42 protein-coding genes are annotated in these 25,485 nt (G+C 42.4%); 41 read left to right on the forward strand and 1 reads right to left on the reverse strand.

Features of this window, described 5'->3' with window-relative positions; genetic code table 11:
• Window positions 1-58 precede the first annotated feature (58 nt).
• From tuf to rpsI, 39 genes are all read left to right on the forward strand, one after another.
• Entirely contained in the window at window positions 59-1,249 is a 1,191-nt protein-coding gene (gene tuf / locus ABZM97_RS00710) for an elongation factor Tu (RefSeq protein WP_087991688.1), read from the forward strand.
• Window positions 1,250-1,348: 99 nt separating this feature from the next.
• On the forward strand, window positions 1,349-2,305 hold the full coding sequence (locus ABZM97_RS00715) for an alpha/beta fold hydrolase (protein WP_202329116.1): 957 nt from the start codon (window positions 1,349-1,351) through the stop codon (window positions 2,303-2,305).
• A gap of 237 nt (window positions 2,306-2,542) precedes the next feature.
• Window positions 2,543-2,851, forward strand: a complete 309-nt coding sequence (gene rpsJ / locus ABZM97_RS00720) for a 30S ribosomal protein S10 (protein ID WP_003156464.1) — start codon at window positions 2,543-2,545, stop codon at window positions 2,849-2,851.
• 39 nt (window positions 2,852-2,890) lie between these two features.
• A complete protein-coding gene (rplC, locus tag ABZM97_RS00725; RefSeq protein WP_039076392.1) occupies window positions 2,891-3,520 on the forward strand; it encodes a 50S ribosomal protein L3 in 630 nt (209 codons plus the stop codon).
• Window positions 3,521-3,547: 27 nt separating this feature from the next.
• On the forward strand, window positions 3,548-4,171 hold the full coding sequence (gene rplD, locus ABZM97_RS00730) for a 50S ribosomal protein L4 (protein ID WP_087991690.1): 624 nt from the start codon (window positions 3,548-3,550) through the stop codon (window positions 4,169-4,171).
• On the forward strand, window positions 4,171-4,458 hold the full coding sequence (rplW, locus tag ABZM97_RS00735; RefSeq protein ID WP_087991691.1) for a 50S ribosomal protein L23: 288 nt from the start codon (window positions 4,171-4,173) through the stop codon (window positions 4,456-4,458). Before rplD ends, rplW begins: the two co-directional genes overlap by 1 nt.
• Before the next feature lie 31 nt (window positions 4,459-4,489).
• Window positions 4,490-5,323 (forward strand): 50S ribosomal protein L2, encoded by an 834-nt coding sequence (gene rplB / locus ABZM97_RS00740; RefSeq protein ID WP_024714051.1) that lies wholly within the window; start codon window positions 4,490-4,492, stop codon window positions 5,321-5,323.
• A 57-nt stretch (window positions 5,324-5,380) separates the two neighbouring features.
• Window positions 5,381-5,659, forward strand: coding sequence for a 30S ribosomal protein S19 (rpsS, locus tag ABZM97_RS00745; protein WP_039076395.1), 279 nt, complete (start codon window positions 5,381-5,383; stop codon window positions 5,657-5,659).
• Window positions 5,660-5,675: 16 nt separating this feature from the next.
• Window positions 5,676-6,017, forward strand: coding sequence for a 50S ribosomal protein L22 (rplV, locus tag ABZM97_RS00750; protein ID WP_014662532.1), 342 nt, complete (start codon window positions 5,676-5,678; stop codon window positions 6,015-6,017).
• 3 nt (window positions 6,018-6,020) lie between these two features.
• Window positions 6,021-6,677, forward strand: coding sequence for a 30S ribosomal protein S3 (rpsC, locus tag ABZM97_RS00755; protein WP_003242001.1), 657 nt, complete (start codon window positions 6,021-6,023; stop codon window positions 6,675-6,677).
• A 1-nt stretch (window position 6,678) separates the two neighbouring features.
• The gene (rplP, locus tag ABZM97_RS00760; RefSeq protein ID WP_003225801.1) at window positions 6,679-7,113 is read left to right on the forward strand and encodes a 50S ribosomal protein L16; all 435 of its coding nucleotides are present in this window, start codon (window positions 6,679-6,681) and stop codon (window positions 7,111-7,113) included.
• Window positions 7,103-7,303, forward strand: coding sequence for a 50S ribosomal protein L29 (gene rpmC / locus ABZM97_RS00765; RefSeq protein ID WP_003156482.1), 201 nt, complete (start codon window positions 7,103-7,105; stop codon window positions 7,301-7,303). Before rplP ends, rpmC begins: the two co-directional genes overlap by 11 nt.
• 22 nt (window positions 7,304-7,325) lie before the next feature.
• Entirely contained in the window at window positions 7,326-7,589 is a 264-nt protein-coding gene (gene rpsQ / locus ABZM97_RS00770; protein WP_003225804.1) for a 30S ribosomal protein S17, read from the forward strand.
• Window positions 7,590-7,629: 40 nt separating this feature from the next.
• Window positions 7,630-7,998: a 50S ribosomal protein L14 gene (gene rplN, locus ABZM97_RS00775; RefSeq protein WP_003156485.1), complete on the forward strand. Its 369-nt coding sequence runs from the start codon at window positions 7,630-7,632 to the stop codon at window positions 7,996-7,998.
• Between the two features lie 36 nt (window positions 7,999-8,034).
• Entirely contained in the window at window positions 8,035-8,346 is a 312-nt protein-coding gene (gene rplX, locus ABZM97_RS00780) for a 50S ribosomal protein L24 (RefSeq protein WP_003156486.1), read from the forward strand.
• Between the two features lie 26 nt (window positions 8,347-8,372).
• Window positions 8,373-8,912, forward strand: a complete 540-nt coding sequence (gene rplE / locus ABZM97_RS00785; RefSeq protein WP_202329117.1) for a 50S ribosomal protein L5 — start codon at window positions 8,373-8,375, stop codon at window positions 8,910-8,912.
• Window positions 8,913-8,934: 22 nt separating this feature from the next.
• Window positions 8,935-9,120, forward strand: a complete 186-nt coding sequence (rpsN, locus tag ABZM97_RS00790; RefSeq protein WP_003156488.1) for a 30S ribosomal protein S14 — start codon at window positions 8,935-8,937, stop codon at window positions 9,118-9,120.
• A gap of 31 nt (window positions 9,121-9,151) precedes the next feature.
• Window positions 9,152-9,550 carry a 30S ribosomal protein S8 gene (rpsH, locus tag ABZM97_RS00795; RefSeq protein WP_003241998.1) on the forward strand — a complete coding sequence of 133 codons (399 nt, stop codon included), beginning with the start codon at window positions 9,152-9,154 and terminating at the stop codon, window positions 9,548-9,550.
• Window positions 9,551-9,579: 29 nt separating this feature from the next.
• A complete protein-coding gene (gene rplF, locus ABZM97_RS00800) occupies window positions 9,580-10,119 on the forward strand; it encodes a 50S ribosomal protein L6 (RefSeq protein ID WP_087991692.1) in 540 nt (179 codons plus the stop codon).
• A 32-nt stretch (window positions 10,120-10,151) separates the two neighbouring features.
• Window positions 10,152-10,514 carry a 50S ribosomal protein L18 gene (gene rplR / locus ABZM97_RS00805; protein WP_087991693.1) on the forward strand — a complete coding sequence of 121 codons (363 nt, stop codon included), beginning with the start codon at window positions 10,152-10,154 and terminating at the stop codon, window positions 10,512-10,514.
• A 24-nt stretch (window positions 10,515-10,538) separates the two neighbouring features.
• On the forward strand, window positions 10,539-11,039 hold the full coding sequence (gene rpsE / locus ABZM97_RS00810) for a 30S ribosomal protein S5 (protein ID WP_003328273.1): 501 nt from the start codon (window positions 10,539-10,541) through the stop codon (window positions 11,037-11,039).
• Between the two features lie 13 nt (window positions 11,040-11,052).
• Window positions 11,053-11,232: a 50S ribosomal protein L30 gene (rpmD, locus tag ABZM97_RS00815; RefSeq protein ID WP_003156497.1), complete on the forward strand. Its 180-nt coding sequence runs from the start codon at window positions 11,053-11,055 to the stop codon at window positions 11,230-11,232.
• Between the two features lie 30 nt (window positions 11,233-11,262).
• Window positions 11,263-11,703, forward strand: a complete 441-nt coding sequence (gene rplO / locus ABZM97_RS00820; RefSeq protein ID WP_087991694.1) for a 50S ribosomal protein L15 — start codon at window positions 11,263-11,265, stop codon at window positions 11,701-11,703.
• Window position 11,704: 1 nt separating this feature from the next.
• Window positions 11,705-13,000, forward strand: a complete 1,296-nt coding sequence (gene secY, locus ABZM97_RS00825) for a preprotein translocase subunit SecY (protein WP_087991695.1) — start codon at window positions 11,705-11,707, stop codon at window positions 12,998-13,000.
• Window positions 13,001-13,054: 54 nt separating this feature from the next.
• Window positions 13,055-13,708 (forward strand): adenylate kinase, encoded by a 654-nt coding sequence (locus ABZM97_RS00830; RefSeq protein ID WP_087991696.1) that lies wholly within the window; start codon window positions 13,055-13,057, stop codon window positions 13,706-13,708.
• The gene (gene map, locus ABZM97_RS00835; protein ID WP_367387123.1) at window positions 13,705-14,451 is read left to right on the forward strand and encodes a type I methionyl aminopeptidase; all 747 of its coding nucleotides are present in this window, start codon (window positions 13,705-13,707) and stop codon (window positions 14,449-14,451) included. The genes ABZM97_RS00830 and map overlap by 4 nt, the downstream gene beginning before the upstream one ends.
• A gap of 60 nt (window positions 14,452-14,511) precedes the next feature.
• Entirely contained in the window at window positions 14,512-14,802 is a 291-nt protein-coding gene (locus ABZM97_RS00840; RefSeq protein WP_176365281.1) for an RNA-binding protein, read from the forward strand.
• On the forward strand, window positions 14,780-14,998 hold the full coding sequence (gene infA, locus ABZM97_RS00845; RefSeq protein ID WP_003156508.1) for a translation initiation factor IF-1: 219 nt from the start codon (window positions 14,780-14,782) through the stop codon (window positions 14,996-14,998). The genes ABZM97_RS00840 and infA overlap by 23 nt, the downstream gene beginning before the upstream one ends.
• A gap of 33 nt (window positions 14,999-15,031) precedes the next feature.
• The gene (rpmJ, locus tag ABZM97_RS00850; RefSeq protein WP_003156543.1) at window positions 15,032-15,145 is read left to right on the forward strand and encodes a 50S ribosomal protein L36; all 114 of its coding nucleotides are present in this window, start codon (window positions 15,032-15,034) and stop codon (window positions 15,143-15,145) included.
• 22 nt (window positions 15,146-15,167) lie between these two features.
• Window positions 15,168-15,533 carry a 30S ribosomal protein S13 gene (rpsM, locus tag ABZM97_RS00855; RefSeq protein WP_003156545.1) on the forward strand — a complete coding sequence of 122 codons (366 nt, stop codon included), beginning with the start codon at window positions 15,168-15,170 and terminating at the stop codon, window positions 15,531-15,533.
• Window positions 15,534-15,553: 20 nt separating this feature from the next.
• Entirely contained in the window at window positions 15,554-15,949 is a 396-nt protein-coding gene (gene rpsK / locus ABZM97_RS00860) for a 30S ribosomal protein S11 (protein WP_010332782.1), read from the forward strand.
• A gap of 176 nt (window positions 15,950-16,125) precedes the next feature.
• Entirely contained in the window at window positions 16,126-17,070 is a 945-nt protein-coding gene (locus ABZM97_RS00865) for a DNA-directed RNA polymerase subunit alpha (protein WP_253268770.1), read from the forward strand.
• Between the two features lie 76 nt (window positions 17,071-17,146).
• A complete protein-coding gene (rplQ, locus tag ABZM97_RS00870; RefSeq protein WP_003225836.1) occupies window positions 17,147-17,509 on the forward strand; it encodes a 50S ribosomal protein L17 in 363 nt (120 codons plus the stop codon).
• 131 nt (window positions 17,510-17,640) lie between these two features.
• A complete protein-coding gene (locus ABZM97_RS00875; RefSeq protein ID WP_367387124.1) occupies window positions 17,641-18,486 on the forward strand; it encodes an energy-coupling factor ABC transporter ATP-binding protein in 846 nt (281 codons plus the stop codon).
• Window positions 18,462-19,331: an energy-coupling factor ABC transporter ATP-binding protein gene (locus ABZM97_RS00880; RefSeq protein WP_367387125.1), complete on the forward strand. Its 870-nt coding sequence runs from the start codon at window positions 18,462-18,464 to the stop codon at window positions 19,329-19,331. The genes ABZM97_RS00875 and ABZM97_RS00880 overlap by 25 nt, the downstream gene beginning before the upstream one ends.
• Entirely contained in the window at window positions 19,328-20,125 is a 798-nt protein-coding gene (locus tag ABZM97_RS00885; protein ID WP_202329118.1) for an energy-coupling factor transporter transmembrane protein EcfT, read from the forward strand. The genes ABZM97_RS00880 and ABZM97_RS00885 overlap by 4 nt, the downstream gene beginning before the upstream one ends.
• A 10-nt stretch (window positions 20,126-20,135) precedes the next feature.
• Entirely contained in the window at window positions 20,136-20,879 is a 744-nt protein-coding gene (gene truA, locus ABZM97_RS00890; RefSeq protein WP_202329119.1) for a tRNA pseudouridine(38-40) synthase TruA, read from the forward strand.
• A 162-nt stretch (window positions 20,880-21,041) separates the two neighbouring features.
• Window positions 21,042-21,479 carry a 50S ribosomal protein L13 gene (gene rplM, locus ABZM97_RS00895; RefSeq protein ID WP_003225844.1) on the forward strand — a complete coding sequence of 146 codons (438 nt, stop codon included), beginning with the start codon at window positions 21,042-21,044 and terminating at the stop codon, window positions 21,477-21,479.
• 20 nt (window positions 21,480-21,499) lie between these two features.
• Window positions 21,500-21,892 (forward strand): 30S ribosomal protein S9, encoded by a 393-nt coding sequence (gene rpsI / locus ABZM97_RS00900; protein ID WP_003225846.1) that lies wholly within the window; start codon window positions 21,500-21,502, stop codon window positions 21,890-21,892.
• Window positions 21,893-21,986: 94 nt separating this feature from the next.
• Here the strand turns inward: rpsI and ABZM97_RS00905 are convergent, their stop codons facing one another.
• The gene (locus ABZM97_RS00905; RefSeq protein ID WP_087991703.1) at window positions 21,987-22,727 is read right to left on the reverse strand and encodes a gamma-glutamyl-gamma-aminobutyrate hydrolase family protein; all 741 of its coding nucleotides are present in this window, start codon (window positions 22,725-22,727) and stop codon (window positions 21,987-21,989) included.
• Between the two features lie 150 nt (window positions 22,728-22,877).
• On the opposite strand from ABZM97_RS00905, the gene ABZM97_RS00910 reads away from it, so the two are divergent.
• A complete protein-coding gene (locus ABZM97_RS00910; protein ID WP_087991704.1) occupies window positions 22,878-24,455 on the forward strand; it encodes a glutathione ABC transporter substrate-binding protein in 1,578 nt (525 codons plus the stop codon).
• Window positions 24,456-24,546: 91 nt separating this feature from the next.
• Complete coding sequence (gsiC, locus tag ABZM97_RS00915; protein ID WP_087991705.1) at window positions 24,547-25,470, forward strand: glutathione ABC transporter permease GsiC; 924 nt, start codon at window positions 24,547-24,549, stop codon at window positions 25,468-25,470.
• Window positions 25,471-25,485 lie beyond the last annotated feature (15 nt).

The raw sequence follows: 25,485 nt of genomic DNA on the forward strand, positions 1-25,485 counted from the left end.
TTTCACTTCCTATCACACTATACATTACTAATTAAAAGCTCTTAAGGAGGATTTTAGAATGGCTAAAGAAAAATTCGACCGTTCCAAATCACATGCCAATATTGGTACAATTGGACACGTTGACCATGGTAAAACAACATTAACTGCTGCTATCACAACAGTACTTCATAAGAAATCTGGTAAAGGTACAGCTATGGCGTACGATCAAATTGATGGTGCACCAGAAGAGCGCGAGCGCGGAATCACAATCTCTACTGCACACGTTGAGTATGAAACTGAAACTCGTCACTATGCACACGTTGACTGCCCAGGACACGCTGACTATGTTAAAAACATGATCACTGGTGCTGCGCAAATGGACGGAGCTATCCTTGTAGTATCTGCTGCTGATGGCCCAATGCCACAAACTCGTGAGCACATCCTTCTTTCTAAAAACGTTGGTGTACCATACATCGTTGTATTCTTAAACAAATGCGACATGGTAGACGACGAAGAGCTTCTTGAACTAGTTGAAATGGAAGTTCGCGATCTTCTTAGCGAATATGACTTCCCTGGTGATGATGTACCAGTAATCAAAGGTTCTGCTCTTAAAGCACTTGAAGGTGATGCTGATTACGAAGCAAAAATCTTCGAACTTATGGATGCGGTTGATGAGTACATCCCAACTCCAGAGCGTGACACTGAAAAACCATTCATGATGCCAGTTGAGGACGTATTCTCAATCACTGGTCGTGGTACAGTTGCTACTGGACGTGTTGAACGCGGACAAGTTAAAGTCGGTGACGAAGTAGAAATCATCGGTCTTCAAGAAGAAAACAAGAAAACAACTGTTACAGGTGTTGAAATGTTCCGTAAGCTTCTTGATTACGCTGAAGCTGGAGACAACATTGGAGCCCTTCTTCGCGGTGTAGCTCGTGAAGATATCCAACGTGGTCAAGTACTTGCTAAACCAGGTACAATCACTCCGCACAGCAAATTCAAAGCTGAAGTTTACGTTCTTTCTAAAGAAGAGGGTGGACGTCATACTCCATTCTTCTCTAACTACCGTCCTCAGTTCTACTTCCGTACAACTGACGTAACTGGTATCATCCAACTTCCAGAAGGCGTAGAAATGGTAATGCCTGGAGACAACACTGAAATGATCGTTGAACTTATCTCTACAATCGCTATCGAAGAAGGAACTCGTTTCTCTATTCGTGAAGGCGGACGTACTGTTGGTTCAGGCGTTGTTTCTACAATCACTGAGTAATAGTATGATCATAAACGAGACCCCCTGCGGGTCTCGTTTTTTATTTTATAATCTATTTCTTGTATAATAGGATCTATCATATTCTAGGGGCTAATTTTTATGATTCCTGAAAAGAGATCAATCGCTATCATGAAAGAACTGACCATTGACAAAACGAAGCAAACGCTGATGATTAATGGGGCTGATGTGAAAAATCCTTTGCTGCTTTTTTTACATGGCGGGCCGGGGACGCCCCAAATCGGGTATGTTAGGCATTATCAAAAAGAGCTGGAACAGCATTTTACAGTAGTACATTGGGATCAAAGAGGATCAGGGCTTTCTTATTCAAAACGAATTCCTCATCACTCCATGACAATCAGTCATTTCATTAGTGATGCAATTCAAGTCACTCAATGGGTCCTAGACCATTTTTCAAAAACAAAACTATATCTTGCCGGCCATTCATGGGGCTCGGTGCTAGCACTTCATGTACTGCAGCAACGTCCGGAGTTGTATTACGCGTATTATGGAATCAGCCAGGTTGTTAACCCTCACTATGAAGAATCAGCTGCTTATCACTCTATTCGTGAAATGTGTGATGCGAAGCGAGCCAGTATAGTATCCAAGGCCATACGTTTTATTGGCGCTCCGCCTTGGGAGAAGGACATCTATCATCATATCTATCGGTTTTGTGTCGAGTTGAGTAGGGGAGGATTTACTCACCATCATCGTCAAGCTCTATCTATTTTTTTTCAAATGCTTACCGGTAATGAGTATGGAATAAAAAACATGCACAAATTTCTCAATGGACATCGATTCAGCAAAAAACATTTAACTGATGAGTTGTACCTGTTTAATGGATTTGAATCAATTCCTTTTATTAGAGTGCCGTGCTTTTTCATTTCGGGGAGACATGATCTAATTGTTCCTGCTGAAATATCAAAACAGTTTTATCAAGAGCTTGAGGCGCCTGAAAAGCACTGGCTTCAATTTGAGAATTCCGCTCACACCCCGCATATCGAGGAGCCATCATTATTCGCAAGTACATTGAGTCGCCACGCACTGCACCACTTATGATAGGTCCTTGATAAATATGAAAAACACCTGTATAATAAAAAAAGTGTGCAAATCATGCATATCTTAAATAAGTCTTGCAACATACGTCTATTTTCTGTATAATGGTGTATGTTGGTCTTTTGACTGCGATGAAGCGAGAGGTTGCTGACACACCCGGCCGCTTTGCCATGGCAAGGTGTTCAGGTTTTTCTCGCGGAGAACTGTCTAACGTGATGTAGGCGAAAAGGAGGGAAAATAATGGCAAAACAAAAAATTCGTATTCGTTTGAAAGCATATGATCATAGAATCCTTGATCAATCTGCTGAGAAGATTGTTGAAACGGCAAAACGTTCTGGTGCCAGCGTATCTGGTCCGATCCCGTTGCCAACTGAAAAATCAGTTTACACAATCCTTCGTGCGGTGCACAAATACAAAGATTCTCGTGAGCAATTTGAAATGCGTACACATAAACGTTTAATCGACATTGTGAACCCAACACCACAAACTGTTGATGCTCTCATGCGATTAGATTTACCATCTGGTGTCGATATCGAAATTAAACTTTAATTCTAAAATATAGAATGATCTTAATAGGAGGTGTGACGAATGACCAAAGGAATCTTAGGAAGAAAAATTGGTATGACGCAAGTATTCGCAGAAAACGGTGATCTTATTCCGGTAACTGTTATTGAAGCTGCTCCAAACGTTGTTCTTCAAAAGAAATCAGCTGAAAACGATGGCTACGAGGCTATCCAGCTTGGTTTTGACGACAAGCGAGAAAAGCTTTCTAACAAACCTGAAAAAGGACACGTTGCAAAAGCGGAAACTGCTCCTAAGCGCTTCGTTAAAGAATTACGCGGAGTGGAAATGGATGCGTATGAAGTTGGTCAGGAAGTCAAGGTTGAAATTTTCTCTGCTGGAGAAATCGTAGATGTAACAGGAGTATCTAAAGGTAAAGGTTTCCAAGGTGCGATCAAGCGCCACGGACAATCTCGCGGACCTATGTCTCACGGTTCACGCTACCACCGTCGTCCTGGTTCAATGGGACCTGTAGATCCTAACCGTGTATTCAAAGGCAAACTATTACCTGGACGTATGGGCGGAGATCAAATCACTGTTCAAAACCTTGAAATTGTTAAAGTTGATGCGGAACGCAATCTTCTTTTGATCAAAGGTAACGTACCTGGTCCGAAGAAAACTTTAATCACTGTTAAAAGTGCTGTTAAATCTAAATAACTCTCTTAGGAAAGGAGGAAATTGATCATGCCAAAAGTAGCATTATACAACCAAAACGGTTCTACTGCTGGTGACATCGAATTAAATACTTCTGTATTTGGTATCGAGCCAAATGAGAGTGTTGTATTCGACGCTATTCTTATGCAAAGAGCTTCCTTACGTCAAGGATCTCACAAAGTAAAAAATCGTTCTGAAGTACGCGGCGGAGGTCGTAAACCATGGCGTCAAAAAGGTACTGGACGTGCCCGTCAAGGTTCTATCCGTTCACCGCAATGGCGCGGAGGTGGTGTCGTATTCGGCCCAACACCACGCAGCTATTCTTATAAATTACCTAAAAAAGTTCGCCGCTTGGCAATCAAATCAGTATTGTCTTCTAAAGTGATCGACAACAACATCATCGTACTTGAAGATCTTACTCTTGATACAGCTAAAACAAAAGAAATGGCAGCTATCCTTAAAGGATTATCTGTTGAGAAAAAAGCTTTAATTGTAACTGCGGATGCTAACGAAGCAGTCGCTTTATCTGCTCGCAACATTCCTGGAGTTACTGTAGTTGAAGCTAACGGAATCAACGTTTTAGACGTTGTCAACCACGAGAAGCTTCTGATTACAAAAGCAGCGGTTGAAAAAGTAGAGGAGGTGCTTGCATAATGAAAGATCCTCGTGATGTTCTAAAGCGCCCCGTCATTACTGAACGTTCTGCTGATTTAATGGCTGAAAAGAAATACACTTTTGAAGTTGATGTAAGAGCTAATAAAACAGAAGTGAAAGACGCGATTGAAAGCATCTTTGGAGTGAAAGTTGACAAAGTCAACATCATGAACTACAAAGGTAAATCAAAACGTGTCGGACGCTACACTGGTATGACTAGCCGTCGCAGAAAAGCGATCGTAAAACTTACTGCAGACAGCAAAGAAATCGAAATTTTTGAAGCTTAATTATCTGTAAAAAGAAGGAGGGAAATTCAAAATGGCGATTAAAAAGTATAAACCGACCTCTAATGGACGTCGTGGCATGACAACTTCAGATTTTGCTGAAATCACGACTGACAAGCCGGAAAAATCCTTGCTTGCTCCCCTTCACAAAAAAGGCGGACGTAACAACCAAGGTAAATTGACTGTACGTCACCAAGGTGGCGGACATAAACGCCAATACCGTGTTATCGACTTCAAACGCGATAAAGATGGTATACCTGGACGCGTTGCTACAGTTGAATACGATCCAAACCGTTCAGCTAACATCGCTCTAATCAACTATGCAGACGGAGAAAAACGTTACATTCTTGCTCCTAAAGGAATTCAAGTGGGTACTGAAATCATGTCAGGTCCTGAAGCTGACATTAAAGTAGGTAATGCACTTCCACTTATCAACATCCCTGTTGGTACAGTTGTGCATAACATTGAATTAAAACCTGGCAAAGGCGGACAGCTTGTACGTTCAGCTGGTACATCTGCTCAGGTTCTTGGTAAAGAAGGTAAATACGTTCTTGTGCGTCTTAACTCTGGAGAAGTTCGCATGATTCTTTCTGCTTGCCGTGCTTCTATCGGTCAAGTAGGTAATGAACAGCATGAACTTATCAACATTGGTAAAGCTGGACGTTCTCGCTGGAAAGGCATCCGTCCTACAGTTCGTGGTTCTGTAATGAACCCTAACGATCACCCACACGGTGGTGGTGAAGGACGTGCGCCAATCGGACGTAAATCACCTATGTCTCCATGGGGTAAACCAACTCTTGGATTCAAGACACGTAAGAAAAAGAGCAAATCTGATAAATTTATCGTACGTCGTCGTAAAAATAAATAACGGGGTTGTCTACGGTTCATTTCGGACCGTAGTGCAATCACGAAGGGAGGTTCCAAAATGGCTCGCAGCTTGAAAAAAGGACCATTTGTCGATGGACACTTGATGACAAAAATCGAGAAATTAAACGAATCAGACAAGAAACAAGTGGTAAAAACTTGGTCTCGTCGTTCCACTATTTTCCCACAGTTTATTGGTCACACAATCGCTGTCTATGACGGACGTAAACACGTGCCTGTATTCATCTCTGAAGATATGGTAGGGCACAAGTTGGGTGAATTCGCTCCAACTCGTACGTACAAAGGTCATGCTAGTGATGACAAAAAAACAAGACGCTAAGAGAGGAGGCTTTTAAATGCAAGCTAAAGCTGTTGCAAGAACAGTCCGTATTGCTCCTCGTAAAGCACGTCTAGTAATGGACCTGATTCGAGGCAAGCAAGTAGGTGAGGCAGTATCAATCTTGAACCTTACACCAAGAGCTGCTTCTCCAATTATCGAGAAAGTATTAAAATCCGCTATTGCAAATGCTGAGCATAACTATGAAATGGACGTTAACAACTTGGTTATTTCTCAAGCATTCGTTGACGAAGGCCCTACGTTAAAAAGATTCCGCCCACGTGCTATGGGACGTGCGAGCCAAATCAACAAACGTACGAGCCACATTACAATCGTTGTATCAGAAAAGAAGGAGGGATAAGTAGTGGGTCAAAAGGTAAATCCAGTCGGTCTTCGTATCGGAGTCATTCGTGATTGGGAATCTAAGTGGTACGCTGGTAAAGATTACGCTGACTTCCTGCACGAAGATTTAAAAATTCGTGAATACATTAGCAAACGCCTTTCTGACGCTTCTGTTTCTAAAGTAGAAATCGAGCGTGCAGCAAACCGCGTTAACATTACGATCCACACAGCTAAGCCTGGTATGGTTATCGGTAAAGGCGGTTCTGAAGTTGAAGCACTTCGCAAAGCCCTTAACAGCCTTACTGGCAAGCGTGTACACATTAACATTCTTGAAATCAAAAGAGCAGATCTTGATGCACAGCTAGTTGCTGACAACATCGCTCGTCAATTAGAAAACCGTGTTTCTTTCCGCCGTGCGCAGAAACAACAAATCCAACGCACAATGCGCGCTGGAGCACAAGGTGTGAAAACAATGGTTTCTGGTCGTCTTGGCGGTGCAGATATCGCTCGTTCTGAATACTACAGTGAAGGAACTGTTCCATTGCACACATTACGTGCGGACATTGACTATGCAACATCTGAAGCTGACACTACTTACGGTAAGCTTGGTGTAAAAGTCTGGATCTATCGTGGAGAGGTTCTTCCTACTAAGAAGAAAACTGAGGAAGGAGGAAAATAATATGTTATTACCAAAACGCGTTAAATATCGCAGAGAGCATCGCGGAAAAATGCGTGGTCGTGCGAAAGGCGGTACTGAAGTACATTTTGGTGAGTTCGGTATCCAAGCTCTTGAAGCTTCATGGATTACTAACCGTCAAATCGAAGCTGCACGTATTGCGATGACTCGTTACATGAAACGTGGCGGTAAAGTTTGGATTAAAATTTTCCCTTCTAAACCTTACACTGCTAAACCACTTGAGGTACGTATGGGATCCGGTAAAGGGGCTCCAGAAGGTTGGGTAGCTGTTGTAAAACCGGGCAAAGTTTTATTTGAGATTTCTGGTGTGTCTGAAGAGGTTGCCCGTGAAGCGCTTCGTCTTGCATCTCACAAATTGCCAATTAAAACGAAGTTCGTAAAACGTGAAGAAATTGGTGGTGAATCAAATGAAAGCTAATGAAATTCGTGACCTTACCACTGCTGAAATTGAACAAAAAGTAAAGTCTCTTAAAGAAGAACTTTTCAATCTTCGCTTTCAATTAGCGACAGGACAACTTGAAAATACTGCTCGCATTCGTGAAGTGCGCAAAGCTATCGCGCGCATGAAAACTGTGATTCGTGAAAGAGAAATTGCTGCAAATAAATAATCACTGAGGGGAGGTCGTGAGCATGAGCGAACGTAACCAGCGCAAAGTTTACCAAGGCCGTGTAGTTTCTGACAAAATGGATAAAACCATTACTGTTGTTGTTGAAACATACAAAAAACATACACTTTACGGTAAACGCGTAAAATACTCAAAAAAATTCAAAGCACATGATGAAAATAATCAAGCTAAAATCGGTGACATCGTAAAGATCATGGAAACTCGTCCATTGTCTGCAACTAAGCGTTTCCGTCTAGTTGAAGTTGTCGAAGAAGCTGTTATTATCTAATAAAGTTCGGAATTCTTTTTCCGAAGGGAGGTAACAAATAATGATTCAACAAGAGACTCGTTTAAAAGTAGCTGATAACTCTGGCGCTCGTGAAGTGCTTACTATTAAAGTTCTTGGCGGTTCTGGACGCAAAACAGCTAACATTGGTGATGTCATTGTTTGCACGGTTAAACAAGCAACACCAGGAGGCGTTGTCAAAAAAGGTGAAGTCGTAAGAGCTGTTATCGTTCGCACGAAAAGCGGAGCACGCAGAAGCGACGGTTCATACATCAGCTTCGATGAGAATGCATGTGTTATCATCCGTGACGACAAGAGCCCGCGTGGAACTCGTATCTTCGGACCAGTTGCTCGTGAGTTGCGTGAAAACAACTTTATGAAAATTGTTTCTCTAGCTCCAGAAGTTATCTAATGAAATAAATGCCTTAGTCAAGGAGGTGCGATCAGGATGCATGTTAAAAAAGGCGATAAAGTAATGGTTATCTCTGGTAAAGATAAAGGCAAACAAGGAACAATCCTTGCTGCTTTCCCTAAAAAGGACCGCGTTTTAGTTGAAGGTGTGAACATGGTGAAGAAACACTCTAAACCAACTCAAGCTAACCCTCAAGGCGGTATTTCTAATCAAGAGGCGCCAATTCATGTATCAAACGTTATGCCGCTCGATCCTAAAACAGGTGAAGTGACTCGCGTAGGATACAAAGTGGAAGATGGCAAAAAAGTTCGTGTAGCAAAAAAATCTGGGCAAGTTCTAGATAAATAGTATTAAAAGGAAGGGAGGTCTATCTCATGAACCGCCTTAAAGAAAAGTACAATAAAGAAATTGCACCTGCTTTAATGACAAAGTTCAACTATGATTCTGTCATGCAAGTGCCTAAAATCGAAAAAATCGTAATCAACATGGGTGTTGGTGACGCTGTTCAAAACGCGAAAGCAATCGACAGTGCTGTTGAAGAATTAACGTTTATCGCAGGTCAAAAACCTGTCGTTACTCGTGCGAAGAAATCAATTGCTGGATTCCGTCTTCGTGAAGGAATGCCTATCGGTGCGAAAGTAACTCTTCGCGGAGAGCGCATGTATGATTTCCTTGATAAACTTATTTCTGTATCTTTACCGCGTGTACGTGACTTCCGCGGGATTTCTAAAAAATCTTTCGACGGTCGCGGTAACTACACACTTGGTATCAAAGAACAGTTAATCTTCCCTGAAATTGACTACGATAAAGTAACAAAGGTTCGCGGAATGGACATCGTTATCGTAACAACTGCTAATACTGACGAAGAAGCTCGTGAGCTATTAACTCAAGTAGGTATGCCGTTCCAGAAATAATCAATGAAAGGGAGGCGAAATCGTGGCTAAAAAGTCTATGATTGCGAAACAACAACGTACACCAAAGTTTAAAGTACAAGAGTACACACGCTGTGAACGCTGCGGACGTCCGCATTCAGTCATTCGTAAATTTAAACTTTGCCGTATTTGTTTCCGTGAGCTTGCATATAAAGGACAAATTCCTGGCGTGAAAAAAGCCAGCTGGTAATCCCCAAGAAAGGGAAGGAGGTAATTATATAATGGTTATGACAGATCCAATTGCAGATATGCTAACTCGTATTCGCAATGCAAACATGGTACGTCATGAGAAGCTTGAAATTCCTGCTTCTAAATTGAAAAGAGAAATTGCTGAAATTTTAAAGCGTGAAGGTTTCATTCGTGACGTTGAGTTCGTAGAAGACAGCAAACAAGGTATCATCCGCGTTTTCTTGAAATACGGACAAAACAACGAGCGCGTTATCACTGGTCTTAAAAGAATCAGCAAGCCTGGTTTGCGTGTATATGCTAAATCTAATGAAGTACCTCGCGTACTTAACGGTCTTGGAATTGCGATTATTTCTACATCACAAGGTGTTTTAACGGACAAAGAAGCCCGTGCAAAACAAGCTGGTGGAGAAGTTCTAGCATACGTTTGGTAAGAAGTTTAACATGAATGGAGGTGTTTGGTATGTCTCGTGTAGGTAAGAAGTTACTTGAGATTCCTTCTGATGTTACAGTTACGTTAAACGATAACAATACTGTAGCTGTGAAAGGACCAAAAGGAGAATTAACTCGTACGTTTCACCCTGATATGGAGATTAAAGTAGAGGACAATGTGCTTACAGTCGCTCGTCCTTCTGATCATAAAGAGCACCGTGCGCTGCATGGTACTACTCGCAGTCTGCTTGGCAACATGGTTGAAGGTGTATCTAAAGGATTTGAAAGAGGTTTGGAATTAGTCGGTGTCGGTTACCGTGCGTCTAAATCCGGAAATAAACTTGTTTTAAACGTTGGATACTCTCACCCTGTTGAGATCGTTCCTGAGGAAGGCATCGAAATTGAAGTTCCTTCTCAAACTAAAGTAGTTGTAAAAGGAACAGACAAAGAACGTGTAGGAGCTATTGCTGCTAACATTCGCGCTGTCCGTTCTCCAGAGCCTTACAAAGGTAAAGGTATCCGCTACGAAGGTGAAGTTGTTCGCCGCAAAGAAGGTAAATCTGCTAAGTAAGATCGCTTAAAGTGAAGAAAGGAGTGACCTAGATGATTACGAAAACTAGCAAAAATGCTGCTCGTCTTAAAAGACACGCTCGTGTTCGCGCTAAACTTTCCGGTACTGCTGAAAGACCGCGTCTGAACGTTTTCCGTTCTAACAAGCACATTTACGCTCAAATCATCGATGATGTAAATGGTGTAACACTTGCTAGTGCATCTACTCTCGATAAAGACTTGAACGTTGAAAGCACAGGAGATGCTTCTGCTGCTACTAAAGTTGGAGAATTAGTTGCAAAACGCGCTGCTGAAAAAGGCATTTCTGACGTAGTATTTGACCGTGGCGGATACTTATACCATGGACGTGTAAAAGCTTTAGCTGATGCTGCTCGTGAAGCTGGACTTAAATTTTAATAAAAGAAGGAGGGACACATGATTATGCGTCGTATTGACCCAAGCAAATTAGAGTTAGAAGAACGCTTAGTTACGGTTAACCGCGTAGCGAAAGTTGTTAAAGGTGGTCGTCGTTTCCGCTTCGCAGCTCTAGTCGTTGTCGGTGACAAAAACGGACACGTAGGATTCGGTACTGGTAAAGCACAAGAAGTACCAGAAGCGATCCGCAAAGCTGTTGAAGATGCGAAAAAGAATTTAATTGAAGTACCAATGGTTGGAACTACAATTCCACACGAAATCATCGGACGTTTCGGTGCAGGTAACATCTTGTTAAAACCTGCTTCTGAAGGTACTGGAGTTATCGCTGGAGGCCCTGTACGTGCGGTACTTGAGCTTGCAGGTGTAGCTGATATCCTTTCTAAGTCTTTAGGTTCTAACACACCGATCAACATGATTCGTGCAACTCTTCAAGGTTTAAGTGAACTTAAACGTGCTGAAGACGTTGCGAAGCTTCGTGGAAAATCTGTAGAAGAACTGTTAGGATAAGGAGGGAACATTAATGGCTAAATTAGAAATTACCCTCAAACGAAGTGTAATCGGTCGTCCGGAAGATCAACGCGTTACTGTGAGAACACTTGGTTTAAAGAAAACAAACCAAACTGTTGTTCATGAAGACAACGCTGCGATTCGCGGTATGATTAATAAAGTATCTCATTTAGTTTCTGTTAAAGAACAATAAAAATAATTGATCGGATAAGGAGGTGTCCTAATGAAACTTCATGAATTAAAACCTTCAGAAGGTTCACGCAAAACGCGTAATCGCGTAGGTCGTGGTATTGGTTCTGGTAACGGTAAAACAGCTGGTAAAGGTCACAAAGGTCAAAACGCTCGTTCTGGCGGCGGTGTGCGTCCAGGATTCGAGGGGGGACAAATGCCTTTATTCCAACGTCTTCCTAAACGCGGTTTCACTAACATCAACCGCAAGGATTACACTGTAGTCAACCTAGACAAATTGAACGGTTTTGCAGAAGGAACGGAAGTCACTCCTGAACTTCTTCTTGAGACTGGTGTTATTAGCAAACTTAATGCAGGAGTAAAGATTCTTGGCAACGGTAAATTAGAGAAAAAATTAACTGTAAAAGCCAATAAATTCTCTGCTTCTGCGAAAGAAGCTGTTGAAGCTGCTGGCGGTACAGCTGAGGTGATCTAACTTGTTTAAAACAATCTCCAACTTTATGCGTGTGAGTGATATCAGGAATAAAATCATATTCACTTTACTCATGCTTATCGTCTTTCGCATAGGTGCGTTTATTCCTGTGCCTTATGTTAACGCTGAAGCGTTACAGGCACAGTCTCAAATGGGTGTTTTTGATCTCCTTAATACATTTGGCGGCGGTGCGCTTTACCAATTCTCCATTTTTGCAATGGGAATTACTCCTTATATCACGGCTTCGATCATCATTCAGCTGCTTCAGATGGATGTTGTGCCGAAGTTTACCGAGTGGTCTAAGCAAGGTGAAGTTGGCCGCCGTAAATTAGCTCAGTTCACAAGGTACTTTACGATTGTGCTTGGGTTCATCCAAGCGTTAGGTATGTCATACGGATTCAACAATCTGGCAAACGGTATGCTGATCGAAAATTCGGGTGTTTCGACATATCTCATCATTGCTTTAGTGCTCACTGGCGGAACTGCCTTTTTAATGTGGCTCGGAGAACAAATTACGTCTCATGGGGTAGGCAACGGAATATCGATCATTATCTTCGCGGGGATTGTGGCTAGTATTCCAAAAACGGTTGGACAAATATATGAGACTCAATTTGTCGGCAGCGACGATCAGTTGTTTATTCATATTGTAAAAATCGCACTTCTTGTGATTGCGATTTTAGCAGTTATTGTTGGAGTTATTTTCATTCAGCAAGCCGTACGGAAAATTGCGATTCAATATGCTAAAGGCACAGGTCGTTCACCTGCAGGCGGGGGACAGTCTACTCACCTACCATTGAAAGTAAACCCTGCGGGGGTTATTCCGGTCATCTTTGCGGTTGCGTTTCTGATAACGCCGCGGACGATCGCGTCATTCTTTGGAACAAACGATGTGACAAAGTGGATTCAAAACTACTTTGATAATACGCATCCGGTGGGTATGGCGATATATGTTGCGTTGATTATTGCCTTTACGTACTTTTATGCTTTTGTACAGGTCAATCCTGAACAAATGGCTGATAACCTTAAAAAACAGGGTGGCTATATCCCGGGGGTTCGTCCAGGGAAAATGACTCAAGATAGAATTACGAGCATTTTGTATCGACTTACGTTTGTGGGTTCTATATTCTTAGCCGTGATTTCCATTCTTCCTATCTTTTTCATTCAATTCGCTGGATTGCCTCAAAGTGCACAAATTGGCGGAACATCTTTGTTAATTGTTGTCGGGGTAGCCTTAGAGACAATGAAGCAACTAGAAAGCCAGTTGGTGAAACGAAACTACCGTGGATTTATGAAAAACTAGAGGAAATGGATTTATCCATTCCCTCTTAATAAAGAGAGGACGGGGGAAATCCGAATGAACTTAGTCTTAATGGGGCTTCCTGGTGCCGGTAAAGGTACACAGGGCGAACGAATTGTTGAGGATTATGGGATTCCTCATATCTCAACAGGAGATATGTTCCGTGCTGCTATGAAAGAAGAAACACCACTCGGACTCGAAGCAAAATCTTATATTGATAAGGGAGAGCTCGTACCTGACGAAGTCACAATCGGAATTGTAAAAGAAAGGCTTGGCAAAGACGATTGTGAAAGAGGTTTTCTTCTGGACGGATTTCCGCGAACAGTCGCTCAAGCCGAGGCTCTTGAAGGAATTCTTGAGGAGTACGGCAAGCCGATTGATTATGTCATTAACATTGAAGTCGACAAGGATGTTCTGATGGAACGTCTGACTGGACGCAGAATTTGCAGTGTTTGCGGCACAACCTATCATTTAGTCTTTAATCCGCCGAAAACGCCGGGTGTTTGTGATAAAGACGGAGGCGAACTCTATCAACGGGCAGATGATAATGAGGAAACAGTCTCTAAACGGCTTGAGGTAAACATGAAGCAAACTCAGCCTTTACTCGATTTTTATTCTGAGAAAGGTTATCTTGCAAACGTGAATGGCCAACAGGACATTCAAGACGTATATGCAGATGTGAAGGATCTTCTTGGAGGATTAAAAAAATGATTATCTGTAAAACCCCACGTGAACTTGGTATCATGCGGGAAGCAGGGCGAATCGTGGCTTTAACTCATGAAGAGTTAAAAAAGCATATTAAACCAGGAATCTCGACAAAAGAATTGGATCAAATTGCCGAGCGTTTTATTAATAAGCAGGGTGCAATCCCATCTTTTAAGGGGTATAATGGGTTTCGCGGGAGCATTTGCGTATCAGTTAATGAAGAACTCGTTCACGGTATTCCTGGCAGCAGGGTGCTGAAGGACGGAGACATCATCAGTATTGATATCGGTGCTAAATTAAATGGTTATCATGGTGACTCTGCATGGACATATCCGGTAGGAAACATCAGCAATGATGACAAAAAACTTCTGGAAGTGACAGAGGAGTCTTTATATAAAGGCTTGCAGGAAGCAAAACCAGATGAACGTTTGTCGAATATTTCCCACGCAATACAAACGTATGTCGAAAAGGAGCAGTTTTCAGTTGTTAGGGAGTATGTCGGACATGGTGTTGGTCAAGACTTGCATGAGGACCCGCAAATTCCTCATTATGGTCCGCCCAACAAAGGACCACGGCTCAAACCTGGCATGGTTCTCGCTATTGAACCTATGGTGAACGCTGGCAGCCGCTACGTGAAAACATTGGCTGATAACTGGACGGTTGTAACGGTAGATGGGAAAAAGTGTGCTCATTTTGAACATACAATTGCGATTACGGAAACGGGTTTTGATATACTGACGAGAGTCTAGGTGATGAAAATAATTCCGAAGACATGTGTTTTATCCGGCTTGATAGGGCAGAAAGTTTGGATGAACATTGGCAGGACTGAATTCATCTTGCTGTTGTCATTGGAATTGTTAACGATCATCATTGTACTAACAGCAGACGGAGAAAAGCGTACATTTCATTCTCCTAAGAAAAAGAATATCAATCATTTAACCCTTTATGATTGCGTATCTCCGGAAGTTCAGAACAGTATAAACGAAACAGGGCGTGTGACAAACGGAAAACTGAGATTTTCTCTTTTGAAATTTGTCAGAAAGCAAGTTACTGATTTGAAGAAGGGAGAACACTTGAATGGCGAAAGACGATGTAATTGAAGTGGAAGGTACTATAGTCGAAACATTGCCAAACGCGATGTTCAAAGTCGAACTCGAAAACGGCCATACTGTTTTGGCTCATGTATCTGGTAAAATCCGCATGCACTTCATTCGCATTTTACCTGGAGACAAAGTTACGGTAGAATTATCTCCATATGACTTAACTCGTGGCAGGATTACGTACCGTTACAAATAAAGCACTCCGGAAACTGAAGGAGGTTGGAAACACATGAAAGTGAGACCATCAGTTAAACCAATCTGCGAAAAATGTAAAGTTATTCGCAGAAAAGGAAAAGTAATGGTGATCTGTGAAAATCCAAAGCATAAACAAAAACAAGGATAATTTATAAGGAGGTGCCCAGAGAATGGCTCGTATTGCTGGTGTAGATATCCCACGTGACAAACGTGTTGTTATTTCTTTAACGTATGTCTTCGGAATTGGCCGCACAACGGCTCAACAAGTCTTGAAAGAGGCTGGTGTTTCAGAAGATACTCGTGTGCGTGATCTTACTGAAGAAGAACTTGGTAAAATCCGTGATGTTATTGATAAACTGAAAGTAGAAGGTGACCTTCGCCGTGAAGTTTCTCTTAACATTAAGCGTCTGATCGAAATCGGAAGCTACCGCGGAATCCGCCATCGCAGAGGTTTGCCTGTTCGCGGACAAAACTCTAAAAACAATGCGCGTACTCGTAAAGGTCCGCGTCGTACTGTAGCTAACAAGAAAAAATAAGTAAGGGAGGTACCTAAACAATGGCTGCTGCTCGTAAATCTAACACGCGTAAACGTCGCGTGAAAAAGAATATTGAGTCTGGAATTGCTCATATTCGCTCAACTTTCAATAACACGATCGTTACGATCACTGACACTCATGGTAATGCTCTTTCTTGGTCTAGTGCCGGAGCTCTAGGATTCAGAGGTTCTCGTAAATCTACTCCTTTTGCTGCGCAAATGGCTGCAGAAACAGCTGCTAAAGGTTCAATCGAACATGGTCTTAAAACTCTTGAGGTTACTGTTAAAGGCCCTGGTTCAGGCCGTGAAGCTGCAATTCGTGCACTTCAAGCTGCTGGACTAGAAGTCACTGCTATCAGAGACGTAACTCCTGTTCCTCATAACGGATGCCGTCCACCAAAACGTCGCCGCGTGTAATTTGTTTGTATAGATTTTGTGTCCCTGTCAATAATGGGTTATGATACAGTTATTTATGAAACGAATGCACCGACTCGTTGCCTGAGCACATACGGGACTAAACAATGGGGAATTTCGGATGGAATCTCATATGATTCTATTCGAGGTTTCGACGTTTTGAAGGAGGGTTTTAAGTAATGATCGAGATTGAAAAACCAAAAATCGAAACGGTTGAAATCAGCGACGATGCCAAATTTGGTAAGTTTGTCGTAGAGCCACTTGAGCGTGGATATGGTACAACTCTGGGTAACTCCTTACGTCGTATCCTCTTATCCTCACTCCCTGGTGCCGCTGTAACATCAATCCAGATAGATGGTGTACTGCACGAATTCTCGACAATTGAAGGCGTTGTGGAAGATGTTACAACGATTATCTTACACATTAAAAAGCTTGCATTGAAAATCTACTCTGATGAAGAGAAGACGTTAGAAATTGATGTACAGGGCGAAGGAACTGTAACGGCAGCAGATATTACACACGATAGTGATGTAGAGATTTTAAATCCAGATCTTCATATCGCGACTCTTGGTCAGAATGCGAGTTTCCGAGTTCGCCTTACTGCTCAAAGAGGACGTGGGTATACGCCTGCTGACGCAAACAAGAGAGACGATCAGCCAATCGGCGTGATTCCGATCGATTCTATCTTTACACCAGTTTCTCGTGTATCTTATCAGGTAGAGAACACTCGTGTAGGCCAAGTTGCAAACTATGATAAACTTACACTTGATGTTTGGACTGATGGAAGCACTGGACCGAAAGAAGCCATTGCGCTTGGTTCAAAGATTTTAACTGAACACCTTAATATATTCGTTGGTTTAACTGACGAAGCTCAACATGCTGAAATCATGGTTGAAAAAGAAGAAGATCAAAAAGAGAAAGTTCTTGAAATGACAATTGAAGAATTAGATCTTTCTGTTCGTTCTTACAACTGCTTAAAGCGTGCGGGTATTAACACGGTTCAAGAGCTTGCGAACAAGACGGAAGAAGATATGATGAAAGTTCGTAATTTAGGACGCAAATCACTTGAAGAAGTGAAAGCGAAACTAGAAGAACTTGGACTCGGACTTCGCAAAGACGATTGACTAGTTTCCTATGCGAACTAGGATTTTCGTGTGTTTATTATCAGAAACAGCATTCCAATAAAGGAGGGGACATCACATGTCATACAGAAAACTAGGACGTACGAGTGCACAGCGTAAAGCTATGCTTCGTGATCTTACAACTGATTTGATCATCAACGAAAGAATCGAAACAACTGAAACACGTGCGAAAGAACTTCGCTCTGTAGTTGAAAAAATGATCACGCTTGGCAAACGCGGTGATCTTCACGCTCGCCGTCAAGCTGCTGCATACATCCGCAACGAGGTTGCTAACGAAGAAAATAACCAAGATGCACTTCAAAAATTATTCTCTGACATTGCAACTCGTTACGAGGAGCGCCAAGGCGGATACACACGTATTATGAAGCTTGGTCCTCGCCGTGGTGACGGAGCACCAATGGCAATTATCGAATTGGTTTAATATCACATATTTTTGTGTATCTAAAGAAGGGCGGGACAGTTTCTAACTGGATCTATGCCCTTTTTTTAGATACTGCAACTTTTTATATAGAGAGAATAGCAGAGCGTTAGCTGAGAGGAGGCCGGTTTTCCATGAATCAAAATCAGTTGATATCGGTAGAGGATATCGTATTTCGATATCGGAAAGACGCAGAAAGGCGGGCACTAGACGGCGTCTCCCTGCAGGTGTATGAGGGTGAATGGCTTGCTATTGTAGGTCATAACGGTTCAGGAAAATCAACACTGGCCCGGACTTTGAATGGTTTAATCCTTCCTGAATCAGGTGATATCAAGGTTGCCGGGATTCAATTGACAGAGGAATCGGTTTGGGAAGTGCGTAAGAAGATCGGTATGGTCTTTCAAAATCCGGATAACCAATTTGTCGGAACGACGGTTCGCGATGATGTGGCTTTTGGTTTAGAAAACAATGGTGTACCGCGGGAAGAAATGATTGAGAGAGTAGACTGGGCAGTAAAACAGGTGAATATGCAAGATTTTCTCGATCAAGAGCCGCACCATCTCTCCGGAGGCCAAAAGCAGAGAGTTGCGATTGCGGGAGTTATTGCCGCACGTCCTGATATTATTATCTTAGATGAAGCAACATCTATGCTTGACCCGATTGGGCGAGAAGAAGTGCTTGAAACGGTAAGACACTTAAAGGAACAGGGCATGGCAACTGTCATTTCCATTACACATGATTTGAATGAGGCGGCAAAAGCAGATCGAATCATTGTCATGAATGGCGGTAAGAAACATGCCGAAGGGATGCCTGAAGAGATTTTTAAATTGAATAAGGAACTTGTTCGAATCGGGCTTGATTTACCCTTCTCATTCCAGCTTAGCCAGCTATTACGTGAAAATGGACTGGCACTGGAAGAAAATCATTTAACTCAGGAAGGGCTGGTGAAAGAGCTATGGACATTACAATCAAAGATGTAGAGCATCGCTATCAGATGAAGACGCCGTTTGAGCGCCTTGCACTGTATGACATCAATGCATCGATTAAAGAAGGAAGCTACGTAGCCGTTATCGGGCATACAGGCTCTGGCAAGTCCACTCTTCTTCAGCACCTGAATGGTCTTCTGAAGCCGACGAAGGGACAGATATCACTAGACAGCACTGTCATTCAGGCAGGAAAAAAGAATAAAGAGCTGAAAGCCCTTCGCAAAAAAGTCGGAATCGTTTTCCAATTTCCTGAACATCAATTATTCGAAGAAACAGTTCTCAAAGATATTTCGTTCGGACCAATGAATTTTGGTGTGAAAAAAGAGGCTGCTGAACAAAGAGCGAGAGAGATGCTGAAGCTTGTAGGTTTATCAGAAGAGCTTCTGGACAGATCGCCTTTTGAATTAAGCGGGGGACAAATGCGCAGAGTTGCAATTGCCGGCGTACTTGCAATGGATCCTGAAGTGCTTGTTTTGGATGAACCGACTGCTGGATTGGATCCAAGAGGTCGAAAAGAGATAATGGACATGTTTTATGAGCTTCATCAACGGGGAAACCTGACGACGATCCTTGTGACTCACAGCATGGAGGATGCAGCTGCATACGCTGATGAAATGATTGTCATGCATAAAGGAACGATACAAGCTTCAGGCAGTCCGCGTGATTTATTTTTAAAAGGTGAAGAGATGGCTGGCTGGGGGCTGGATCTTCCGGAAACGATCAAATTCCAAAGACAGCTGGAAGCTGCACTTGGCGTCAAATTTAAAGAGCCTATGCTCACGATTGAAGATGCCGCTGCTGAAATCCGTACTCTCTTTCATGGGGAGAAAACCTTATGATGGACAGCATGATTATCGGCAAGTATGTACCGGGCTCTTCACTTGTGCACCGGCTTGACCCCAGAACAAAACTCATTACGATCTTTTTATTTGTTTGTATCGTATTCTTAGCCAATAATGTACAGACATATGCACTGCTTGGATTATTTACAGTGGGCGTCGTTTCTTTAACAAGAGTTCCTTTCTCTTTTTTACTGAAAGGGTTAAAGCCTATTATCTGGATTGTCCTTTTCACGTTCCTTCTTCACATTTTAATGACACACGAAGGACCGATTATCTTTCAATTAGGCGTTTTCAAAGTCTATGAGGGCGGTTTGGTTCAAGGGATATTCATTTCTCTAAGATTCGTCTATCTGATTTTAATCACAACCTTATTAACACTAACGACTACTCCGATTGAGATTACCGATGGAATGGAACAGCTGCTGAATCCATTAAAAAAAGTAAAGCTTCCTGTGCACGAGCTGGCTCTTATGATGTCAATTTCTTTGCGGTTTATCCCGACCTTGATGGAGGAGACAGATAAGATCATGAAGGCTCAGATGGCGCGAGGCGTTGATTTTACAAGCGGCCCTGTCAAAGACAGAGTAAAGGCTATTGTCCCGCTTCTTGTCCCTCTCTTCGTCAGTGCATTCAAACGTGCCGAGGAGCTTGCGGTGGCAATGGAAGCAAGAGGCTATCAAAGCGGAGAGGGACGGACGAAATATAGAAAGCTTGTATGGACAGGAAAAGATACTTCTGTCATTGTCAGCTTGATGGTATTGGCTGCTTTGTTATTTTTCTTAAGAGCTTAGAGGTGCGGGTATGAGACTGAAATGCACGATTTCTTATGACGGACACTTGTTTAACGGTTATCAGGTTCAGCCGGGCAAACGAACGGTTCAGAGTGAACTGGAGAAGGCTTTAGCTGTCCTGCATAAGTCGAAAGAAAGAATCCCGGTCGTATCTTCAGGAAGAACAGACAGCGGGGTTCACGCAGCCGGACAGGTGATTCATTTTGATACACCGCTGTCTATCCCGGCAGAGAGATGGCCGTATGCCTTAAATGCACTGCTTCCGGACGATATCGCAGTCAAACAGGCAGAAATTGCGGATGATGGGTTCCATGCACGATTTAGCGCAGTGAAAAAAGAATATCGCTACTTTGTATACACGGATAAACACCCGGACGTATTTAAACGGCATTACGCTTACCATTTTTCATATCACCTTAATGTGCAGAACATGAGAGAAGCGGCAAAGCATCTTTTAGGGACGCATGATTTTACGAGCTTTTGCGCGGTTAAAACAGAAGTGCAGGACAAGGTAAGAACGATTTACGAACTTGATTGGACTAAGACAGATGACGGCCTGCAAATGCGGATCACAGGCAGCGGTTTCTTATATAATATGGTCAGAATTATTGCGGGTACTTTGCTTGATGCAGGTATTGGCAAAATTTCTCCCGATGATGTGAAATCTATGCTGGAAGCGAAGGATCGCGAAGCGGCAGGGCGCACAGCGCCGGGGCACGGGCTATATTTATGGAACGTTTGCTATGACAACTAAACCAGGTGTGTAATATTTTCTTGACAGAGTCTGCATAAAGTTATAAGATATCATATGGTATGTATTTCAACCCCACGATAAGCCCCGGAAACTTATTGTGTTGTGAAATAGAACGTAATCGAAGTTTATTGAAAATGACAGATCATTTAGGAGGGAAATTCAATGCGTACAACACCTATGGCTAACGCAAGTACTATTGAACGCAAGTGGTTAGTTGTTGATGCTGCTGGCAAGACTCTAGGACGTCTTTCTACAGAAGTTGCATCTATCCTTCGCGGAAAACACAAACCGACTTACACACCGCACGTTGATACTGGAGATCATGTGATCATCATCAACGCGGAAAAAATCGAGTTAACTGGTAAAAAGTTAACTGACAAAATCTACTACCGTCACACTCAACATCCAGGCGGATTAAAATCAAGAACTGCTCTTGAAATGCGTACAAACTACCCTGAGAAAATGCTTGAGCTTGCTATCAAAGGCATGCTTCCAAAAGGTTCTCTAGGTCGTCAAATGTTCAAAAAATTGAACGTATACCGTGGTTCTGAGCATCCACATGAAGCACAAAAACCTGAAGTTTACGAACTTCGCGGTTAATTAAAAAGGAGGTTACCAATTTGGCACAGGTTCAATATTACGGTACTGGCCGTCGTAAAAGCTCTGTAGCGCGTGTGCGCTTAGTTCCAGGAGAAGGTCGTATCGTCGTTAATAATCGTGAAATCAGCGAGCACATCCCATCTCCAGCTCTAATTGAAGATATCAAACAACCATTAACTTTGACTGAAACAGCTGGTACTTATGATGTTTTAGTAAACGTACATGGAGGCGGCTTATCTGGTCAAGCTGGAGCAATCCGTCATGGTATCGCTCGTGCTTTGCTTGAAGCAGATCCAGAATACCGTGCAACACTTAAACGCGCTGGTCTTCTGACTCGTGACGCTCGTATGAAAGAACGTAAAAAATACGGTCTTAAAGGCGCTCGTCGTGCACCTCAGTTCTCAAAACGTTAATTTTACGTTTTCGAAGCTCTCAACCTTGGGTTGGGAGCTTTTTTATATCCTTATAAAAAAGCAGAAGCCTATATGAGTGCTTCTGCTTTTTGCTTTATAAAACGGCCGCTTTTTGCTGATTGGCTTTCTCCACTAAAGTTTCGAATAGCATCAGCATGAGCGGATATCCTTTTGTCAACATTTCCGGATGCCACTGAACCCCAAGCACAAATGTGCTGCTCTCCATTTCGATTGCTTCAATGACTTCATCCCGTGCCCGTGCAGATATAAGGAACCCGGGAGCCACATCTTTAATCGCTTGGTGATGGAACGAATTGACCAGCGCTGTATCTCCAAATATAGAATGAAGGTGCGTACCCGTTTCAATGTCAATGGTATGAGTGGGAACCTTGGTATTATTGTACTGATCATGTTTAATAGATGCATTCTTAATATAAGATAGATCTTGGTAAATAGAGCCGCCAAACGCGACATTCAAAATTTGCAATCCTCTGCAAATGGCAAATACGGGTTTGCCGGCAGCAATGGCTTTTTTTATTAGTAATTGATCAAATTCATCTCGCTCGGGAAAAACTGAACCTTGCTTAGCAAGAGGCTCCTCACCGTAAAGGAGTGGGTTAACGTCATGCCCTCCTGACATCACAAGCCCATCTATTTGCTGTATCATCTGATCGATTGTTTCTTCATCATTTATAATAGGCACGATAAAAGGGACGCCTCCCGCATCTAAAACAGATTGAACGTATGTATCATTCACATAGGCGCGCTTATAACCTGGGAAACGCCCGCCTTGATCAATGATGATACTCCCTGATATGCCGATAACAGGTTTCATCTATACTCATTCCTTCCAACTGACTATACTGCAGACTGCCATAAAGCTTATTAAACTTATCAGTATTATTGACAATATGAAGCTTCTCTTGTAGTATACACTATTGTTCAATTAGTTTAAATTTTAACAATTTTATATGGGGGGTTTAGAGTGAAAAAGCGGTTTATATTCAGCTTGTCATTTGTGCTTATTACCAGTGTTTTCTTAGCGGCGTGCGGTAACAACGATAAAAATGATAAAGCTTCAGAGAGTAAGGGTTCATCAAGTGATACATTCACGGTTGCTTTAGAAAGTGATGTGACAACGCTTGATCCTCATGATACAAACGATAATGCATCCTATACAGCTGAATCAGCTATTATGGAGGGACTTTTAGGCTTTGATAAGGATAACAAAGTCGTTCCTGTCCTAGCCAAAAGCTATGAGGTAAACAAAGATTCGACTGAGTTTACGTTCAAGCTCAAGAAAGGAATCAAGTTCCAAGACGGAACGGACTTTAATGCCGAAGCGGTGAAAACGAATATTGACCGTCTTGCCGATCCTGAATCTAAGTTAAAACGACATAGTTTATTTGAGTTAGTAAAAGAAACGAAAGTCATAGATGATGATACAGTGCGTGTCACTTTAAGCAAGCCATTTGCGGCGATGATCAACAACTTTGCTCATCCGGCAGCTATGATGATTAGTCCTGATGCGATAAAAAAATATGGTGACAAAGTATCACAGCACCCGGTCGGAACAGGACCGTTTACATTTGAAAAATGGCAGCACGGCGAATATCTTAAATTAACTGTCAATAAAAATTACTGGAACAAGGACCTTCCAAAGGTACATAACATTGTCTTTAAGCCTGTTCCTGAAAATGGGGCACGAATTGCGATGCTTCAAACGGGAGAAGCGGATTTCATCTATCCCGTACCTCCGACAGATACAAAAACAATTGAGAACACCGACGGACTGTCACTGGTTACAAAGCCGTCTTTAATTGTGAAGTATTTTTCAATGAATACTATGAAAAAGCCTTTTAATGATGTGAAAGTCCGCCAGGCTATTAACTATGCAATTGATAAAGAAGCTTTCCTGAAAGTTGTATATAACGGATATGCTTCTGAAGCGAAATCATCTATTGCACCTGATACACAGTTTTACGCTGGACAAACACCATACGAATATAACATCAAAAAAGCGAAACAGCTTTTAAAAGAAGCGGGTTATCCAAATGGGTTTGAGGCAACAATCTGGGGCGGAAACAGCTCTGATAAGGTTAAAATGATGGAATTCTATAAACAGCAGCTTGATAAAGTAGGAATTACATTAAAAACAGTGCCTATGGAAAGCGGTACTATCGGGGATAAAATCTGGGGTGTTACAAACGCGAAAGATGCTGATCTGGAGCTTTATAATGGCGGATGGTCTCCGTCTACCGGCGATGCCGATTGGGGTCTTCGCCCTGTCTTTGGCGGAGAGGAAGCATTCCCGCCGAATTCTTATAACACGTCTTACTACCAAAGTAATACTGTAAACAGTCTTCTGAACCAAGCGTTACAAACTTCTGACACGGCGAAACGCAAAGAATTATATGGAAAAGCGCAGCAGCAGATTTGGGAAGATGCTCCATGGGTTTTCCTTGCTGTACCAGATTTAATTTATGCGAAAAAAGACAGTGTCGACGGAGTGGTGATGCAGCCATCAGGTGTGATGGATGTTCGCGGGGCAGAAAAAAAATAATGCTGGCGCTTGGGTGACGCCCATCCAGCGTGTTCCGGAGGCAGACTCGTATGGGTCAGCCTCCTTTTATTGAAGTCAAGGAGGGCGCCTAATGATAAAGTATTCAATCAAACGTTTATTGCTGATGATTCCTCTCTTGTTCATTATTACTGTTATTGTCTTTATGTTCGTGCATATGATTCCCGGAGACCCTGCCCGGTTAATCGCAGGCAGTGATGCAACAATTGATGAAATCAAATTAGTAAGAGAGAAATATGGCTTAGATCAGCCTTTATATCAACAATACATCTCATATATGTCCAATCTCTTTCAAGGAGATTTAGGAACGTCTATTCAGGCGGGAAGACCTGTGGCAGAGATGTTGTCTGAGCGGTTTATGCCGACATTTTGGCTGACAGTTGTGAGCATGTTTTGGTCCCTGCTATTTGGAATTCCAATCGGATTGGTTTCAGCTGTCAAAAGAAACAAGTGGCAGGATCATATTACAATGGTTTTTGCCGTTTCAGCGATATCTATTCCTTCTTTCTGGCTGGGGCTTATGCTCATGCAGCTGTTTTCCGTTCAATTAGGCTGGCTTCCTACAGGCGGAATAGACTCTTGGAAACATTATATTCTTCCTTCTATTACGCTAGGAGCAGGAGTTGCAGCTATCATTGCCCGCTTTACAAGATCAGCAGTCATGGATGTGTTAAAGAATGATTATATCCGGACGAGCAGAGCTAAAGGCCTGCATGAATATACAGTTCTCATGAAGCATGCCTTCAGAAATGCAATGATTCCGGTTGTCACGATGACTGGATTACAGTTCGGGTTTATGCTTAGCGGATCAATCATTACAGAAACGTTATTCAGTTGGCCCGGATTGGGCCGTCTGTTAATTAATTCAATTGTGTCAAGGGATTACCCGGTTATACAAGCTGAACTTTTATTATTTTCTTTTGAATTTCTACTCATTAATTTAATTGTTGATTTATTATATGGCTGGCTGAACCCGAAAGTACGCTACGGATCATAGGAAGGAGGATATCAA

It is taken from the genome of Bacillus vallismortis, from assembly GCF_040784915.1.
GTDB classification, from domain to species: Bacteria; Bacillota; Bacilli; order Bacillales; family Bacillaceae; genus Bacillus; species Bacillus subtilis_G.